At 59.4% G+C, this 16,270-nt stretch carries 12 protein-coding genes; 9 read left to right on the top strand and 3 right to left on the bottom strand.

The genetic code is table 11. The features are described 5' to 3' along the window. Positions 1-144 precede the first annotated feature (144 nt). Complete coding sequence (locus BK660_RS20790; RefSeq protein ID WP_123434881.1) at positions 145-672, top strand: BRO-N domain-containing protein; 528 nt, start codon at positions 145-147, stop codon at positions 670-672. A 51-nt stretch (positions 673-723) separates the two neighbouring features. Here the strand turns inward: BK660_RS20790 and BK660_RS20795 are convergent, their stop codons facing one another. Then, positions 724-1,029, bottom strand: a complete 306-nt coding sequence (locus BK660_RS20795) for a HigA family addiction module antitoxin (RefSeq protein ID WP_123434882.1) — start codon at positions 1,027-1,029, stop codon at positions 724-726. Positions 1,030-1,037: 8 nt separating this feature from the next. Then, positions 1,038-1,316: a type II toxin-antitoxin system RelE/ParE family toxin gene (locus BK660_RS20800; protein WP_123434883.1), complete on the bottom strand. Its 279-nt coding sequence runs from the start codon at positions 1,314-1,316 to the stop codon at positions 1,038-1,040. A gap of 774 nt (positions 1,317-2,090) precedes the next feature. Between BK660_RS20800 and BK660_RS20810 the strand changes: the two genes are divergently transcribed. From BK660_RS20810 to BK660_RS20820, 3 genes are all read left to right on the top strand, one after another. Continuing rightward, a complete protein-coding gene (locus BK660_RS20810; RefSeq protein WP_123434885.1) occupies positions 2,091-3,584 on the top strand; it encodes a YifB family Mg chelatase-like AAA ATPase in 1,494 nt (497 codons plus the stop codon). Between the two features lie 107 nt (positions 3,585-3,691). Continuing rightward, on the top strand, positions 3,692-4,225 hold the full coding sequence (locus BK660_RS20815; RefSeq protein WP_123434886.1) for a hypothetical protein: 534 nt from the start codon (positions 3,692-3,694) through the stop codon (positions 4,223-4,225). Further along, positions 4,212-4,514 carry a hypothetical protein gene (locus tag BK660_RS20820; protein ID WP_123434887.1) on the top strand — a complete coding sequence of 101 codons (303 nt, stop codon included), beginning with the start codon at positions 4,212-4,214 and terminating at the stop codon, positions 4,512-4,514. The genes BK660_RS20815 and BK660_RS20820 overlap by 14 nt, the downstream gene beginning before the upstream one ends. Positions 4,515-4,572: 58 nt before the next feature. Here the strand turns inward: BK660_RS20820 and BK660_RS20825 are convergent, their stop codons facing one another. After that, positions 4,573-5,787, bottom strand: coding sequence for an aldose 1-epimerase family protein (locus BK660_RS20825; RefSeq protein ID WP_123434888.1), 1,215 nt, complete (start codon positions 5,785-5,787; stop codon positions 4,573-4,575). A 267-nt stretch (positions 5,788-6,054) separates the two neighbouring features. On the opposite strand from BK660_RS20825, the gene BK660_RS20830 reads away from it, so the two are divergent. The 5 genes from BK660_RS20830 to BK660_RS20850 are packed head-to-tail and all read left to right on the top strand — an operon-like array spanning position 6,055 to position 16,268. Beyond that, positions 6,055-7,446: an SrfA family protein gene (locus tag BK660_RS20830; protein WP_123434889.1), complete on the top strand. Its 1,392-nt coding sequence runs from the start codon at positions 6,055-6,057 to the stop codon at positions 7,444-7,446. Positions 7,447-7,462: 16 nt separating this feature from the next. Beyond that, positions 7,463-10,528: a virulence factor SrfB gene (locus BK660_RS20835; RefSeq protein WP_123434890.1), complete on the top strand. Its 3,066-nt coding sequence runs from the start codon at positions 7,463-7,465 to the stop codon at positions 10,526-10,528. Beyond that, on the top strand, positions 10,525-13,236 hold the full coding sequence (locus tag BK660_RS20840; protein WP_123434891.1) for a putative virulence factor: 2,712 nt from the start codon (positions 10,525-10,527) through the stop codon (positions 13,234-13,236). The genes BK660_RS20835 and BK660_RS20840 overlap by 4 nt, the downstream gene beginning before the upstream one ends. Positions 13,237-13,239: 3 nt before the next feature. After that, positions 13,240-14,277, top strand: a complete 1,038-nt coding sequence (locus BK660_RS20845; protein ID WP_123434892.1) for a hypothetical protein — start codon at positions 13,240-13,242, stop codon at positions 14,275-14,277. Further along, positions 14,277-16,268, top strand: a complete 1,992-nt coding sequence (locus tag BK660_RS20850; protein ID WP_185045152.1) for a vWA domain-containing protein — start codon at positions 14,277-14,279, stop codon at positions 16,266-16,268. The genes BK660_RS20845 and BK660_RS20850 overlap by 1 nt, the downstream gene beginning before the upstream one ends. Positions 16,269-16,270 lie beyond the last annotated feature (2 nt).

Below are 16,270 nucleotides of genomic sequence, written 5' to 3' on the forward strand. Positions count from 1 at the left end.
CACATCGAGTCATGGCGGTTGTGCGTGGGAGACCTTCGGGTCTGCCGGGTTCCTTTTGCTCCGGTTCGCCAACCCGCGTACAGCTGCCACCCAATCGTTTGGCGACGATTGACGGCAGCCCCTTTAGCAAAAGGAGTTGTATCAATGAATAGCAACGTCGTTTATCCGATCCCCCACGTCTTCACCCGCCACAAACTCAATCTCCACGCCCTCCTCCTCGAAAACCAGGCCTGGTTCAGCGCCCGCGACCTCGGCCGATTGCTCCGCCTTTTCCTCGACGAACGCGCCGTCCGAAAACTCGACCCCGACCAACACCAGTCCGCGAAAATCCTCATTCACGGCGTCATCGAAGACACCCTGCTGATCAGCGAATCCGGCGTCTACGCCCTGCTGGTCTACCACTACTGCCCCGAATACCGAGCCCTGCGCGAATGGCTGACCCACGACGTCGTCCCCGCCCTCAGGGACGCACAGCAATCGCCCACAAACGAACGCCCGATTTTGAGCCTGCTGAACTGGCCCGAGATGTCATTGAGTTTGCTGCACTGGGATAATCAGCCGTGGATTCGGTTGCAGGATGTTCCGCATATGCTGGCAGAGGGTGAACGGCCACAGCGTGCGGTCATTGCACCGTGGTGGAAGCGAGCGTCCAGAATACTCATGGCAATCTGAACGACAAAAAAACCCCACGTTATAGCGTGGGGTTCGTCCAGGAATTGAGGATCAGGCGCAGTGCGGAAGCCGCTCAACCTGATCCCGGATCACTGCCCCTCGCTCAATCTCGGCTTTGCGCAAATCGTAAGTCGATTGCAGGTTCAGCCAAAATTCTGGGGTCGTGTCCAGACAGATAGATAGCCTTAAAGCCATATCAGCGCTGACACCCCGGCGCTGGAGCACGATATCGTTCACCGTTGGTGTCGAAACGCTCAATGCTCTAGCCAAGGCTGCCGCCGTAAGGCTCAGAGGCTCCAGGTATTCCTCTTTGAGGATCTCGCCGGGGTGAACCGGACGCATACCATTCTTAGTCATTACTCACCTCAGTGATAATCGACGATTTCGACATTCTCTGGCCCGTTAAGACCCCAAACAAAGCAAATTCGCCATTGAGCGTTGATACGGATGCTGTGCTGACCTTTTCGATTTCCCCCCAGTGCCTCCAAGCGAATACCCGGCGGCGATCGAAGGTCAATCAGTACGGCAGCAGCATCAAGCATCGTCAGCTTTCGTTCCACGACACTCATAATGGCTGACCACATACGGGTCTTACCGTTGCGAAACAGGTACTCGGTCTCAGAACACTTAAAGCTAACGATCATAATTTAAAGCTTAACGTTATGCATTAATCTTGAGTGTATAACCTGAATTCACTTATGCAAATGCGCCAATGCGACTCTTGGCCATCCCTTCAAAGCTTTAGGAAAAGGACTACCAAAGGCCTTCAGAATCCTTTTAAACACAGACGTTTCCTACGAAAAGGAGCACCAATTCTCATTGCATCAGCACCGCGCTTACCTCTTAAGCTGACCGACCTGTAAAGCCATCTTCAAATCCAAAAAAAGCGATCGCTATGAAACCCGGAAAACGAAAAGCCAAACTTCCACTCATCGCTGGATATCATGCGGAGGCACTCCGGCTGGCCGGGAACGTATCGGCTACTCAACGTCGCTTTTGTGAGGTCGCTGTGGCTTGCGGTAAAGAATTGGAACCAAGCGGTTGGCTTGCCGGCTACAGGGCACCCGCTACGCTTGATTCGACAAAAAAAGGTGAATAATCTCAGCACCGTCAATGTGTCCGTTGAGGATGCGCAGGTCTTGGCCTCACCGAAGCCTGCACATAAAAACCGCTTTTTCAGGCGGTTTTTTTTCGCCCTCAATTCAGCTTCGCCGCCGTCCTTCATCAATCCAGGCAACGTCCTACAACAACCTCATCCCGCGACTGATTACGTCGCAAATCCCCACTCCCTTACGCTTCACCCTTCAGAAAGACACTCGCAACATCCTGCGAAGATTTGGCACCTGCGCCATCACGCGCCCCCGACTACCCTTCAAAAAACCGCAGGAAGCGGTTCCCGTGAAGCTCAAGGAACGACCATGTCCCTCTCCATCGTCCACAGCCGCGCCCAGATTGGCGTGGATGCGCCCGCCGTTACCGTCGAAGTCCATCTGGCCAACGGCTTGCCATCGCTGACGATGGTCGGTTTGCCCGAAGCGGCGGTGAAGGAAAGTAAGGATCGGGTCCGCAGCGCGATTATCAACTCAGGCCTGCAATTCCCGGCTCGTCGTATCACCCTGAATCTGGCCCCGGCGGACTTACCGAAGGACGGCGGCCGATTCGATCTGGCGATTGCCTTGGGGATTCTGTCCGCCAGCGTGCAAGTTCCGACATTGACGCTGGATGACATTGAATGCCTGGGAGAGTTGGCGTTGTCCGGCGCAGTACGTGCCGTGAGAGGCGTGTTGCCGGCTGCGCTGGCTGCACGCAAGGCCGGGCGCTCGCTGATGGTGCCGCGGGCGAACGCCGAGGAAGCGTGCCTGGCCTCGGGGTTGAAGGTGTTTGCCGTGGATCACCTGCTGGAAGCCGTTGCGCACTTCAATGGACATACGCCGGTCGAGCCCTACGTTTCCAATGGCTTGCTCTACGCCAGCAAACCCTATCCGGACTTGAATGAAGTGCAGGGGCAAATCTCGGCCAAGCGCGCATTGCTGATTGCGGCGGCTGGGGCTCATAACCTGCTATTTAGCGGACCGCCGGGGACCGGGAAAACGTTGTTGGCGAGTCGGTTGCCAGGTTTGCTGCCACCGCTCGCCGAAAACGAGGCGCTGGAAGTCGCAGCCATTCAATCCGTCACCAGTTGCGTGCCCTTGAGCCACTGGCCGCAAAGACCCTTCCGCCAACCCCATCACTCCGCCTCGGGCCCGGCGTTGGTGGGCGGTGGTTCGAAGCCGCAACCCGGCGAAATCACCCTCGCCCATCATGGCGTGCTGTTCCTCGACGAACTTCCGGAATTCGATCGCAAGGTGTTGGAGGTTTTAAGGGAGCCGCTGGAATCCGGCCACATCGTGATTTCCCGCGCCAAGGATCGCGTGAGGTTTCCGGCACGCTTTCAACTGGTCGCCGCGATGAACCCGTGTCCCTGTGGATATCTTGGCGAACCCAGCGGCAAATGCAGTTGTACACCGGACATGGTCCAGCGTTATCGCAACAAATTGTCGGGGCCGCTGCTGGATCGGATCGACCTGCACCTGACTGTCGCCCGAGAAGCCACGGCTCTGAATCCTGCGCTCAAACCCGGTGATGACACCGCCACTGCTGCGGTACTGGTCGCCGACGCCCGGGAGCGTCAAAACAAACGCCAAGGCTGTGCCAACGCATTCCTTGATTTGCCAGGGCTGCGCCAACACTGCAAGTTATCCACAACCGACGAAGCATGGCTGGAAACCGCCTGCGAGCGTTTGACCTTGTCACTCAGGTCAGCCCATCGACTGCTCAAGGTCGCACGAACGCTGGCGGACCTTGAACAGGTCAATGCAATTACACGCGAGCATTTGGCGGAAGCCCTGCAATACCGACCTGCCTCAGCGTAACCAATGACTGTCACAGCAAATCATTCATTCAGATCACTATTCAGAGAGAGCGTCAGTAATACATGGAGTTACTAAAGAGTCATTGGATCAGATTCGTCTATTGCCTGATGAGCATTGCCATCGTGTGGACTGCGCTCCTGCAGCAGGAAATCGTTGTCGCCTCTCCGACGTCTCTAAACAACTTTTCCTACGTTGGCACGGTGATAACTATCGTTGCGCTCATCATTTCAATAGCTGAAGTTCTGCACAGTGTTCGTTACTCACGAAGCATCAGTGCAGAAGCCAAGAAAGTGCTCAAGGAAGCAAAAGCTGTAGAAGGCGCCTCAGCCGTAAGCGAATGCCTTGCGACGCTCAATGAAGCAGCAGGTTATGTGGACACTGAAAACTATCCATTGGCGCTGAAGTGCTATCAGCATTTCAGGATTCTGTTTGCCAAAATACCCGGCACAGGTCAGGCGTTCGAAAGGATTGACAAAATCCTTGGGGAAACAGAGACAGCCATCAGAAAAGGGGTTTTCGCATCCGCAAGCGCTCCGCTCGAAAAGCCGACCAGATTTCTTATTCACCACAATCTTGAAAACATAAAAGAAAACCTTGAAAAGGTTAACCCAGCCAGAGGGCGACAATATGTTACCGCCTAGATTTCTCGATTTCGTCAAAGCACTCACCGCGAGAACAGAACAAGGCGAATTCTCTTGGAGTTATGACGACAACAACTCGCTTGTGAAATTAAAAGAACAAGCCTTTTCTCTTTCACTACGCTACAGCTTCAACGCCGATGAAAAATATGCGGAGTACGTCATCTATTACTTCGACGATATCGAAGACAAGGAATACCGGTTTTACACCAATCAATCCTGGAATGACTTCGATTTCATCCGGCGGTTGTTTGATGCCGCACAAGCCTCAAAAATGAAGCTCCCCTTTTGACCCTTCAAAAAGCAGTGACCACCACATGACGGCATCACTGCTCATCTCGAACCGCCGCTTACTCCTTGGTCAAATCCACCAACGGCGCCTGCCTCACCTCAGTCTCCCGCCCACCCTGAATATCACTCACCGTCTTCAACGCCTTATCCACAGCCCCTTTATCCGCCAGCAAGCTGTACCTGATCTGAAACTGCTTCTGCTCTTTAACCCCAATCATCGGCACCAACCCCAGTGGCCGCTGATACCGACGGTTGTAGGAAAAACTCGTCCCCGGCTCCAGCCCGGTCACATACCCCTGCCCTTGCGTATCGGTGTTCTTCCACAACGAAAAAACCGGCAACTGCCGGGTATTAAACCCGACCGACACCCCAAGGCTTCCCGCCTTGTTATGCAACACGGTCAACGTGTCCCCCTGGGCATCGCCATAAGGCACAACGTTGTAAACGGTCTCGTCATAATCCTTGGTCGGCGCGCGATAAGTCTGCCAATCCGGCAAATCGCCTTTGGCCTTGTCATTGAACGGCGAAACCTGTTTCACCGGCGCAGCAAAATGGGCGCCCTGCTCCAGGAATGGGGTGCTGAAATTACTGTGGTACAGCGCCTGGTATTCCTTCGGATAATCTCCGTTGTTGGTCAGGGTGTCGTTGAGGGCAAACGTGACGCTACCGGGCTCGGTAACCAGTTCGGTCATCACCGAGAAGTCGACTTTCTTGAACGCCTGCTCTTTCAGTTCGCCACGCAGGCTGATGGCGTAAGGCGGTTTTTCATCGATGTGCAGGGTGACTTTGCTGGCCGGGATGTTGGCGGCGCGGCCATGGAGGGTCAGCAGTTCGCCGTTGTCCATGCCGGGATGGCCGACCCATTCGTAACCGCAGCGGGCGACCAGTTCGTTGAAGCCTTCGAGCCAGCCGAGGCCGCCGCGACCATTGAGTTCGATGAAGGACGGGTTGACCACATCCTTGACCGGCGAATCCCAACCCATGCGCACAGTACCGACCGACGCCTGCAACACGTTCATCCCGCGAGTCGGTACCACCGAAAGTTTCATCGTGCCGTTATCGATGTCGACGATGCTGACGCCTTCCTGCCGACCGCCGTGCAAGGTGCGAAGGGTCACGGAAAAAGGTCGGTCGGTTTTCACCCCGAGTTGTTGGCTGGTGATTTGCCAATTCTGGGGAGCCTTGTCGCTGTCGAGCAGCACGTAATCCCAAGCCAGGGCGTGAGAGGCCGCGGTGAGCGCGCCGAGGGCGACAGCGAAGTTGAGCGAGGTCATGGGGAAAGCCTTTCTTGGAGTTGTGCATTTTTTATAGCGCTGATGAAACGTTTCAGCAAGCTTAAAAAAGCACACGTCCGAACCTTCCCGAGTCAATTCAAATTGACCTCATGCAACCTCCGCACACTTACGCTAGTCTCATACGGTTTTGGACCTCCGCTAATTGACGGCGACATCACTATGCCATTAAGGTCGCCAGCCAATTGCAGGAGCAAGCGCAGACGTTTTTGTCTGTCAATTTTGCGCAACGGAACATATGGAGTTTGAATGCGCGGGGCACTATTACGCAGCGGTAAGAGCGGGTCATTTATTGCCCTGGGCGAAACAGGTCAACCGGTCTACCGGGCTGCCTTGCAATTGCGCGAAGCCATTCGCCGCAAAAATCCTGAGTTGGTCGATCATCTGGCCATCCCTCAAAGCGATGAGCTCGGCAACCAGATCGACTGGTACAGCGGCCTCGACGGCGATGTAATTCCGTGGAGCAGTGCGACCGAAGAAGAACGCGCCCCTGCCCGCCTCCAACTTGAAGCGCTGAAAACTGCGCTCGAGGAATTGAGCCAACGTTTCCTGGTGACTGATTCCGGCGAACCGCAGCAAGGCGACAAAGCCGTGTTCGGCAAGCTGCTCAAGCGCGTCATTCATTTCCCCGACGAGAATTTCGTCTACCTGGTGCAAGGCAAACCGGTGCTGACCTTTTGGGGTTTCGAGCATGCCGGTAACGGCACTCCCGACCCCCTGCACTGCCTCTATCAGGTCCCGCCAGCATTCACGCTTCCACCTGAAGTCGAACCCGCGCCTGTCGTTGCGCCCGTCGTGCCGGTGGTTGCTCGTCCATGGTGGCGTCGCTGGTGGTGGCTGTTGCTGCTGCCGCTCCTGCTGCTGCTTTTGTGGCTGCTGCTCGGCCTGCGCGGTTGCGTGCCGATTCCGTCGGTGGCGGTAGACCTGCTGCCCGAGGGCATCGTGCCGGTGGAAAAACAACTGGAAGAGCCGACACTGCCTGGCAATGTCACGACGTTGAATGGCGTTCCGGTGAATGGCACGGTTGTGGGCTCCACCACGGGAACTGGCACCGCCGTGACCGGAACCCATGGCGTGGAAGCGCCCGCGGTCGAAGGTAGCGAGGCTGACTCAGCGCCCGCCGGCGTGACCCAAGACCCCGGCAAAGACCCGGCCAAAGACCCGGCAGCAGATCCGGCAGCCGAATCACCAACCACACCACCCGAAAATAAAACCGCGCCACCGGATATCACATCGCCCGAGGCAGAAAAACCCGCCACAAAACCCGGCCCTCCCCTGAGCATTCCGCCAGACGCCGCCGACGGTGCCGCCAAGTTCCTCGACGGTCAGTACCGCGCCGGGGCGGGTATTCAGGATCGCCGGACCGGCAAACCGCTGCGCCTGGAGTACCAGCTCAAGGACGGCAAGGGCGAAGTCACCGTACATCAGGCCGACGGCACCAAGTGCAGCGGGCCAGTGAGCGCTACCATGAAGGGAGGCAGCCTGGCCATCGACAGTCAGGGTCAGGCCGTGTGCGCCGACGGCAGCACTTACGACATGCCCAAGGTCAACTGCCGCAAAGGGGCGACCACGGTCGCGGACTGCACCGGCGGTTACGGCAAAGAACAATTCCCCATGTCCATGCGGCACGCGGCCGAATAAAACGGAATAACCCGACATGTTGCCTGAAGTCACCCAATTCGAAGACACCGTCACGCTGGTCAGCGACACCGGCATCCAGTTCATGGATTTCGCCCTGCGCCTGGATCCCCGCAAGGAACCCGCAGGCGAATTCGCGCCGATGATCAGCGGACTGATCTGCCGCCTGGCGTACAACGAAGAGAAAGACTTCTTTTTCTACGAGCCCGAACCGGAAAAAATCGAGAAGGCCAAGCCTGCATTCAGCGTCGACATGAAAAGCAGCCTCGAATTGCTCGACGGTGTCTGGCTGCCAACTCCGTTTTTCCGTTTCATGCCGCCCCATCGCTTCGATGAAGGCCCGACCAACTGGTCGCGCATGCGCCTGGTGAAACTGGCGACACCCGACATTGACGGCAACACCCACCGCCTGACGATGGCGTTCGACAGCCGTGTGATGCCCAAGCGTGACGGCACCGCTTACCTGGCGCCAAACGAAGAAGACATCAGCTCCGGCGTGTCCTTCAAACTGGCGACCAAGGCCAGCGAAACCCGTTGGTTCCTGGCGCAGCCGTGGGTCAACGAGTGGCTGCTGGAAGTCTTCAACGAAGGCAACGCCCACCGTTCGCGCGCAGAGCTGGACACCGATATCCGCGCCAACTATCACCTGGCGCACTACCTCAATTTGCTCAGTCTGCTGAGCACGCCGTCCGCTGCCCAGCAATCGACGGTCCGTGCAAAAGTTGAAATCCCCGAACTGAAAGTGGTCGCCAACGACAGCAATGGCCTGGTCAAACCGATTCCGGTGGACCTGGTGCTGGACGTCGGCAACTCGCGCACCTGCGGCATCCTGATCGAAAACCACGGTCAGGCCGGCTCCGGGCTGAAGCAGAACTACGTGCTGGAACTACGTGACCTGATCACCCCCGAACACACCTACAACCTGCCCTTCGAAAGCCGGGTGGAATTCGCCCAGGCGTATTTCGGCAAGGATCACTGCTCGGTCAAGAGCGGCCGGCACGATGCGTTCCAGTGGGCGACGATTGCCCGCGTCGGCAATGAGGCCAGCCGCCTGGCCAGCCGTCGTCGCGGCACCGAAGGCTCCACCGGCCTGTCCAGCCCGAAACGCTACTTGTGGGACGAAAACGCCTACGGCCACGGCTGGCGGTTCAACTGCTCGTACATCAAGACCGACAGTGAGCCGTACGCTACTGCCGCACCGTTCTCGCACCTGATCAACGAAACCGGCGAAGCGCTTTACAGCCTCGAAGAAGACGATCGCCTGCCGGTGTTCATGCCGCGTTATTCGCGCAGCTCGCTGATGACCTTCATGCTCGCCGAAGTGCTGGCCCAGGCGCTGTCGCAAATCAACAGCCCGGCCCAACGCTCGCGCCAGGGTCATACCCGCGTGCCGCGCCAGCTCAACAGCATCACCCTGACCGTGCCGCCGGGCATGCCCCAGGCCGAGCGCAGCATTCTCAATGAACGCATGCTGCAAGCCATCGGCCTGGTGTGGAAAAGCCTCGGCTGGCATGCCGGCGAGGAAGACCCGCATCTGGATCAGGCCGTCAGCCCGCGCACGCCGATCCCGAGCATTCGCGTGGAATGGGACGAAGCCTCCTGCGGCCAGTTGGTGTACCTGTACACCGAGGTCAACGAAAACTTCGCCGGTCACCCGGAAGAGTTTTTCGACACCATTGCCCGGCCGGACAAGACCGACCGAGAACGCATCACCCTGGCGACCATCGACATCGGCGGCGGCACCACCGACCTCGTCATCACCGACTACCGCCTCGACCGCGCCGGCAACACCGGCAGCGGCAGCAACGTGCACATCGTGCCCGAGCAGCGTTTCCGCGATGGTTTCAAAGTGGCCGGTGACGACATCCTGCTGGACGTGATTCAGGACTTCATCCTGCCGAGCTTCGAAAAAGCCTTGCAGAACGCCGGCGTGAAAGCCCCGGATTCACTGATGTCGCGTCTGTGTGGCGATGAATCGGTCAGTGCTCAGGACATGATCCTGCGCCAGCAATTGAACCTGCAGGTGTTCGTCCCGCTGGGCCTGGCCCTGCTCAAGGCGTACGAGCACTACGACCCGCAGGTCCCGCAAGAAGTCACCCCGCAAAGCTACCGCCAATTGCTCGGTGACAACGCGATCAGCCAGACCGTGCTCGACTACGTCAACGCCGCCGTGCGCCGCGATGTCGGTGCTCAGAGCGGTTTCGACCTGTATGCCGCGCCGGTCAGCTTCGACCTGCAAAAGCTCCACGCTGCGTTCCTCAACGACCAGATCAATATCACCAAGATTCTCGGGGCGCTGTGTGAAGTGGTCGCGCATTACCCGTGCGACGTCCTGCTGCTGACCGGCCGCCCTTCGCGCCTGCCCGGCATCCAGGCGTTCATCCGCAAGGTGCTGCCGCTGCCACCGGGGCGCATTCTGGCGCTGCAAAACTACCGCACTGGCGGCTGGTATCCGTTCCACAAGAACGGCCGGATCGACGACCCGAAAAGCACCGCGTCGGTCGGCGCGATGCTCTGCCTGCTGTGCGCCAACCATAGCGTGCCGAACTTCTACTTCCGTGCATCGGCGCTCAAGCCGTATTCGACGGTCAAGCATATCGGCGTGATCGACCTGAACAACGTGATCAAGGATGCCGACGTGCTGTACCGCGACATCCAGTCCGAAGACTACAAAATCAAGCTGCCGGAAATCGGCACGGGCGAGGCCGCCGACACCCCACAACTGGAAATGCGCGGCGATCTGCGCCTCGGTTTCCGCCAACTGGCCACTGACCGCTGGGCCGCCTCGCCGCTGTACACCCTGCGGTTCACCAAGGCCGGTCGGGAGAAGTTTTCCCGGGCGATCGGTGAAAACGGCAGTGCGCCGTTGCTCAAGGTACGGTTCGAGGTCAAACCGGCGGACAAGTACACCCGCAAGCAGGATCTGGTCAGCGACCGCCTCTCGGTTCGCAACATCGAATCCAACTGTAACAACGTCAACTTCAACCCGCGCAGCGACCTCGAGCTGGAACTCAACACCATGCTCGACGCCGGCCTGAGCGAGACCAAGTACTGGCTCGACAGTGGAAGTGTGAAACGCAAATGAATGACCTGACCCCCGATCAAACTCAGCTCTCTGCCAGTTGGGCCGCTGTTTATGAAGGCGCCGGTCAGGCGCTGGACTGGATTGCCCAGACACGCGGCAACGCGCCGCGCCTGGACAGCGAAGCCGATAACCTGAACATCCGCCTGCACCGTGCCCGCAACCTGGCTCACAGCCTCGGCCGCGTGGCCTGCACGCCGATGACAATCGGCTTTTTCGGCTTGTCCCAGGCCGGCAAGTCCTACCTGATTTCGGCCCTCGCGGCGGGTCAGAACGGCAAACTGGAAACCGATTTCGGCGGCCAGCGCCTGGACTTCATCAAGCACATCAACCCGGTGGGTGGCGGCAAGGAAGCCACCGGCCTGGTGACGCGCTTCAGCCGTCGGGCGACGGAAAGCCAGGACAAAGACTTTCCGGTACAGCTCACGCTGTTCAAGGAAATCGAGCTGGCGAAGATTCTCGCCAACTCCTGGTTCAAGGATTTCGACCTTGAGCGCATTTCCTACGAGATCGACGAAGAGCGCATCCAGCGTGTGCTCAAACCGTTCGAAGGCCGCGAAACCGGGCCGCTGCAAACCGGTGTCAACGCTGACGACCTCGTGTCGCTGTGGGATTACCTGCGCGACAACTTCCGCAACTCGGTGAAAAAACTTGAGCACCTGTATTGGCCCAAGGCGTTGCAACTGGCGCCACGCCTGAATTTCCAGGAACGGGCCGAGCTGTTTTCGATCCTCTGGGGTGAACAAGGCGAGCTGACGCGGGTGTACCAGCAACTGGCCGGTGCGCTGCACGCGCTGGGCCTGCCCGAAACCGTGTTCGCACCGCTGAAGGCCTTGGTCAGTTTCGAAAACGACACTTACAGCCAGCGCGACAGCATCATGAACGTCGACATCCTCGAACGCTTCGGCAGCCCACGAGACTTGCCGATCGAGGTTCGCCCCCTGATTGGCGGTCGCCTGCAAAACAGCCAGGGCATCCCGGTCGCGCAACTGGCGGCACTGACGGCCGAAATGACCTTCCGCCTGATCGAAGCGCCGCTGGATGACATCGTCAACCAGGTCGACCTGCTGGACTTCCCCGGTTATCGCGGACGCAAGAAACTGCACGAGATCGCCGACTCCAACGACCCGCAGTCCGCCACCAAGGACAACTCCGTCTCGCAATTGATCCTGCGGGGCAAGGTCGCCTACCTGTTCGAGCGCTACACCGACAACCAGGAAATGAACGCCCTGGTGGTCTGCACCGGTTCGACCAAGCAGAGCGACGTCAACGACGTGGGCCCGGTGCTGACCCGCTGGATCGAAAAGACCCAAGGCGCCGACTCGGCCGCTCGCAGCAAACGCGACACCGGTCTGATCTGGGCGCTGACCATGCTCGACCTGCGCATCACCAACTCCCTGAGCCTGACGCCGGATCAGTACGACGAGAGCTGGAACGGCATGGTCAAGCTGACCATGCTGGAGCGCTTCGGCAGCCTGAGCTGGATGAGCGACTGGGCCGGCACACCGTTCCAGAACACCTTCCTGGTGCGCAAACCGCGCATGGACGCGGCGTTCATCGAGCAAGACGCGAGCGGTGCGGAAACCGGCCTCAATGCCATTTATCAGGAACGTGTCGACGCGCTGGGCAGCAGTTTCGCCAGCAACGCCCTCGTGTGCAAACACATCAAGAACCCGGTCAACGCCTGGGCAGAAATGCTGCGCAACGATGACGGCGGTATCAGCCACTTCAGCAGCAGCTTCACCGGCGTGGCCAACATCGAATTCAAATTGCAGCGCATCCGCGAGCAATTGAGCGAATGCCTCGAAGGCCTGACCACTCACGGCCTGAGCACCTGGTACCACGCCGACGCCGACGGTGCCGCCGCCGCCAAGAAAGCCCAGGCGCAGATGATTCTGACCGGCCTCGGCCGTCGCCCGGCAGTGCTCGGCGAGCTGATCGATCAACTCGACATGCCGAGCGAAGAGGTGCGCGACCTGTACCTCAGCGGCGTCTACGAAACTGATGACGAGCCGGCCGCGGATGATGAACCGGTCGCCCCGACACCGAGCCAGAGCCTGTACGGCAACGACACCGGTTTCGATTTCGATTTCGGTGACGACACAAGTCCTGAAGCACCGGTCAGCAACAACACCGGCACCCCGGCGCCCGAGCTGCAAAGCAACGAGCACCGATTCGCCAAAGCGGCGTTCAAGGCCTGGATCGCCCATTTGCGTGAGCTGACCACCCGCCAAAGCCTGCTCAATCTGCTCGGTCTGGAAAAGGCCTTGCTCGAAGCGGTGGTCGATGAGCTGATCACCGCCGGCTATCGCCAGGATTTGCCGGGGCAACTGAGCCGCGCGGTCCTCAAGCGTGCACAAAGCGGCGCGCGGCGCGATCAACTGGTCGAGCGTCAGGTATTCGAAGTGCAACGTGTGCTGCGCGATTTCGTGTCCTGGTTCGGCTACCTGCAGAAGCCGGTGAGCGAGCGCCCGAACAGCCGCGCCGGTGCCAAGGCGCCGCTGTTCTCGTTCTACACCGACGTGGGTCCGGGACAAGTGCCCGTGCTGCCGGCACAACCGGCGAACCAGGCGCAGCGGTATCTCGGCGACTGGCTCTCGGGCCTGGCCTATATCACGCAGGACAATGCCGGCCATGGTGCCGGACGTGAAATCACCCCTGAACAGAACGAACGGCTGGGCAAAGTGCTCACAGCCTTCGCAGCGAGATAAGCAATGCCAATTCGTGTCGACCTGCTCGCGTTAGAGCCCAATGTGCCTGGCAAGGCCCGCCTTACTGTGAAGAAATGGCAGGGTGGCGAGGAACTGTTGGAGTTTTCCATTCAGCGTAACCAGGACGGTTTTTACCTCCAGGACCACAAGGCCTGGAGCAACAATCCATTCTGGTTCAAGGTCTCGCGCTTCAACGTCACCGCCAGCGGCGATAGCCTGGAAGCGCAGGTCGGCCCGGACGTGGTCGACCCGCTGCTGGAAGGCGGCGCCAACTCGCAATTCCAGATCGAACTGCGCGAACAGAGCCACGGCCATGCCGACAAAGGCGTGGTTCGCCCAGGCGTTGGCGTATTGCCGTCCACGGCCGGCGGCCAGACGCGCTCGACCTATGGCGGCGCCGACCTGACCGCGCCGAGTGCACCGGAACCAGCACCGGAAATCCTGGAAATCCCGGAGCTGCCTGAACTGGTCCTGTCCACTGCCGAGCCCGAGGTTGAGCTGGAGTCCGTACCCCACGAGCCCGACTACGCACCACCTCCCCCACCGGTGAAGAAAAGCAACAAAGGCCTGATCGGCCTGCTGATTGTCGTGCTGTTGCTGCTCGCCGCGGGTGGCGGATTCTGGTTCTACAAACGCACCCCGGCGCCTGCCCCGGTGGCCGCCAACCCTGCCGCCGCACCGGCCGGCGCCGACGCTCAAGCCTGTACCCTCGAAAGCATGAACAGCCTGCCCGAGTTGACCTTTGTCCAGACCTGCATCAAGGCTGCACCCGACAGTGCGAAGTTGCTGGAGATCATCAACCAGGCCAAGGCCGGCAAACACTGCGGCGTCGCCCAGCGCCTCTACGCCAACCGTGCCCAGGCCGGTGACGCGCTGATCGCCAACGCTTACGCCCGTGAATACGACCCTAAATACCTGCAGGCCAGCGAGTGCTTCCCGACCGCGGACAACGCCACTGCCGCCTATTGGTACGAAACCATCCTCACCCAGGACCCGAACAACGCCGAAGCCAAGCAGCGTTTCGAGGAGTTGCAGAAGTGATGCGTTCTCCCCTGAGTCGATTCCTGTTGAGCGGCGCCGCCCTGTTGGCGCTGTGCATCAGCCCGCTGTCCCAGGCCGATGACAAACCGCTGATCCAGGCCGGTAAAAAGACCCTGTTCCAGCGCGTACTGACCACCCCCGGCTGCAAGATCAGTCCGACGGCGGGCGGTGCCGCCGGTGACGAACAGCCGGTGTTCAGCCGCTTTTACGTGTACGAGCGCGCCCAAGCGAACAACGCCGAATGGCTGAAAGTCGGGCCCGACAGCTACGGCAAAACCATTGGCTGGTTGCCGGCCGGCTGCACCACCGACTGGAAGATGCAGCTGACACTCGCCTTCACCAACCCGGCCAACCGCGACCGGTTGTTGTTCTTCAAGGACCGCGCCACCGTCGAAGCCATCCTCGATGCGCCGGACCCGGTGAGCAAAGTTGCACCGCTGCGGGCCAAGTTGAAAAAGGGCCAGCAGGCGCCAGGCGTACTGGCTGAAGAACCTGAATTTTTCGTCGACCTGCAAAAGCAGTTCTACCTGCTGCCGGTGCTCAGCGGCGAAGAAGTCATGACCGAAAGCGGTTTCCGCACGCGCCTGCTCAACGTCGCATCGGTCAGCAAACCGGATGACAAGACTGCCAAGGCCGGTGCTGCCAACAGCGCTGCCGGCGGCAAGGAAGCCGAGGACAAAAACGCCAACCAACTGAAGGAATTCAGTGCGGCGGTAGTGTTTGTCATCGACTCGACGATTTCCATGGACCCGTACATCGACCGCACCCGCGAGGCGATCCGCAAGGTCTATCAGCAGATCGAAGCGCAGAACCTCGGCAAGCAGGTCAAGTTCGGTATGGTCGCTTTCCGCTCCAATACCCAGGCGGTGCCGGGGCTGGAATACACCACCAAGATGTACGCCGACCCGACCAAGGTAAAAGACAGCGCCGACTTTTTTGCCAAGATCGCCGACCTCAAACAGGCCTCCGTGTCGAGCAGCAGCTTCGATGAAGACTCGTTTGCCGGCGTCATGGAAAGCATCGACAAGGTTGACTGGAGCCAGTTCGGCGCGCGCTACGTGGTGTTGATCACCGACGCGGGCGCCATCGAAGGCGACGACAAACTGTCGAAGACCGGTTTGAGCGCCGCACAGGTGCGTATCGAAGCCGCCAACCCGGGCGTGGCGATTTACACCCTGCACTTGAAAACCCCGGCCGGGGCCAAGGACCACGCCAAGGCTGAGGCGCAGTACCGGAACCTGTCGACTTACCCGGGCACCAACACCTCGTTGTACTACCCGGTGAACGCCGGCGATGTGCAGGAATTTGGACGCAAGGTCGACGCACTGGCCGCCGCGATCACCACCCAGGTGAAAGCCGCCTACATGGGCGAAGACGCTATCGGCAGTGCGGCGAACGCCAAGCAGGACCCGGCCGAGAAGAAAATGCTCGAGGACGCGGCGCTGATCGGCCATGCCATGCAACTGGCCTACCTCGGCGAGAAGACCAACAGCAAGGCCCCGCCGGTGTTCAAGGCGTGGATCACCGACCGCGACCTGATCAAGCAAAACATCCCGACCACCGATGTGCGGGTGCTGTTGACCAAGTCGCAGCTCAGCGACTTGAGCGACGTGATGAAAAAGATCCTCGATGCCGCCAACGAAGGCCTGATTTCACCGACGGAAATGTTCGATCGCCTGCGCACAGTGGCGGCGACCATGGGCGCCGATCCCAATCAGCTCAAGCAGAACAGCAACGCCAAACTGGCGAACATGGGCGTGCTCGGCGAGTACCTCGAAGACCTGCCCTACCAGAGCGAAGTGCTGAACCTGGATGAAGAGACCTGGAAGAGCTGGGACGGTCTGGCGCAAGAGAAATTCATCCGCACGCTGAACACCAAACTGCGGCATTACCAGCGTTATAACGCTGACGTCGACCGTTGGGTGGCTTTGGCCAAGGACAGCGATGCGCGGGACAACGTGTACCCCGTGCCACTGGAAATGATGCCTTAACG

It is taken from the genome of Pseudomonas brassicacearum (genome assembly GCF_003732265.1).
Lineage (GTDB): Bacteria > Pseudomonadota > Gammaproteobacteria > Pseudomonadales > Pseudomonadaceae > Aquipseudomonas > Aquipseudomonas brassicacearum_D.

Coding starts and splice junctions, on each gene's coding strand:
- BK660_RS20790 (WP_123434881.1), top strand. CDS start 145: ATGAATAGCAACGTCGTTTATCCGATCCCCCACGTCTTCACCCGCCAC.
- BK660_RS20795 (WP_123434882.1), bottom strand. CDS start 1,029: ATGACTAAGAATGGTATGCGTCCGGTTCACCCCGGCGAGATCCTCAAA.
- BK660_RS20800 (WP_123434883.1), bottom strand. CDS start 1,316: ATGATCGTTAGCTTTAAGTGTTCTGAGACCGAGTACCTGTTTCGCAAC.
- BK660_RS20810 (WP_123434885.1), top strand. CDS start 2,091: ATGTCCCTCTCCATCGTCCACAGCCGCGCCCAGATTGGCGTGGATGCG.
- BK660_RS20815 (WP_123434886.1), top strand. CDS start 3,692: ATGAGCATTGCCATCGTGTGGACTGCGCTCCTGCAGCAGGAAATCGTT.
- BK660_RS20820 (WP_123434887.1), top strand. CDS start 4,212: ATGTTACCGCCTAGATTTCTCGATTTCGTCAAAGCACTCACCGCGAGA.
- BK660_RS20825 (WP_123434888.1), bottom strand. CDS start 5,787: ATGACCTCGCTCAACTTCGCTGTCGCCCTCGGCGCGCTCACCGCGGCC.
- BK660_RS20830 (WP_123434889.1), top strand. CDS start 6,055: ATGCGCGGGGCACTATTACGCAGCGGTAAGAGCGGGTCATTTATTGCC.
- BK660_RS20835 (WP_123434890.1), top strand. CDS start 7,463: ATGTTGCCTGAAGTCACCCAATTCGAAGACACCGTCACGCTGGTCAGC.
- BK660_RS20840 (WP_123434891.1), top strand. CDS start 10,525: ATGAATGACCTGACCCCCGATCAAACTCAGCTCTCTGCCAGTTGGGCC.
- BK660_RS20845 (WP_123434892.1), top strand. CDS start 13,240: ATGCCAATTCGTGTCGACCTGCTCGCGTTAGAGCCCAATGTGCCTGGC.
- BK660_RS20850 (WP_185045152.1), top strand. CDS start 14,277: ATGCGTTCTCCCCTGAGTCGATTCCTGTTGAGCGGCGCCGCCCTGTTG.